Annotated in this window: 1 pseudogene; it reads right to left on the bottom strand. The window is 56.8% G+C overall.

Features of this window, described 5'->3' with window-relative positions:
- Nucleotides 1–27: 27 nt before the first annotated feature.
- Nucleotides 28–1,020, bottom strand: a pseudogene (locus ALC15_RS47065) (carotenoid biosynthesis protein).
- Nucleotides 1,021–1,432: the final 412 nt, after the last annotated feature.

A 1,432-nucleotide genomic window follows, 5' to 3' on the forward strand; every position in this document is an offset into this window, starting at 1 on the left:
TTAGGGTGTGTACTCATAAAATCTCGACTAGGTCCGATTCGTTGTCGAACACTCTTGTGCGGACGCGGCAAAAGTCGCGAAGAGCAATTTACCGACGATGGGACAAGTGGGATAACCCCGAACGCAGCGGCCGGGATGAGGTCGCCGAATCCGACTCCCCACGTCAGGCGGTCTCGTCCTGGCTTGATGTAGTTGGCCCGTTATTCGAACTCGCTTGGCGCAGGAGGCGCAGAGCTGCAGCAACGCCGTGAAGACCATTGTAAATAGCAGGATCGCGACAGTGGCCTCGCGGATGTCGTGGACCTGCCAGCCGTACCCCCTAGCGTCAACAGCCTTACCTGTCTGTCCCATTATCCAAGGAACTATGTGAGTGAGGCCAGCGCCCACATAGAAAACGATACCGGTCGCAGGCAGCTTGAGATTCATCCTTGAATCCGGCCGGACGCCGCCGCGGCGCAGGCAGAGCGCGAAGGCTTGAAAAATCAGCCAAGACGTAAGTAGCCAGCCAAGATAGTTGGAGAGAGGAACGCCGAACATTCCGCCGCCGTCGTCATATCCAGACCTTGGCGATAGTCGCATTGGGGGCATCCATCACAAGGTCCATTGGGTCATCACGAATGCCGCGACCACAGGCAGGGCAACGAAGTTGAAGGGGCGATTGAGCTGACGATCGGCGCCATCAAGTAGTACTGACGCGACCGTCCACGAAAAATAGCCCGCGCCAAACCACAGCGGCCCGACGATGACCGGAATGAGGCCGATATGCGGAAGGTCCGCGCCGACCTCAAAATGATAGACGCCGAACGGAAAGCCCGTAGCGGTACCAAGGTTCTCCACCGCGAATGCTATGGCACTGCAAGCAATGAACAGGACTAAGGCCTGTTGTGTGCCATAGGCGATGACGGCGTGGATCCCCGCACAGGCGATAAATATTGCGGCGAGCGCTTGCGCGAACGGAGTTGGATTCCAGGAAAAACCTATTGCGGTTGTAAGAATGGCCGCGATGGACAGCCAAAGCATGGCTTCCTGCTGCGCGCTGAGCCGACAGCGGGTGGCTGTATCCGGCGTCACTGGTTGATCCGTTGGTTAAGCGGGGCAATGAACGGCCACGCTACTACACGGCCTGAGTGTTTGAAATAGATGCCCGCCGTGTCCCATCAGATATCTGGTCGATAAAACAGGCATCAACGCATCATGCATTTTCAACTACTGCAATCCGCGTGGGATCTGGACCGCTACGAGCGGCACCATCCAATCCTCTTGTCCACTTTCGACAGTGAGTACGCCGCCAAGACTAAATGGTGGATCTGCCCGGCATATCGAGCGGGAGCTGGAAGCGTTTGCGTTTTGCCAGACGCCCATGATTCAAGCTTCGAAACTCGGGGCTCGAATCATGCGCTACGAACTCACCGACTATGAATGGACTGCCATC

Source organism: Bradyrhizobium viridifuturi (genome assembly GCF_001238275.1).
Taxonomy (GTDB): Bacteria; Pseudomonadota; Alphaproteobacteria; order Rhizobiales; family Xanthobacteraceae; genus Bradyrhizobium; species Bradyrhizobium viridifuturi.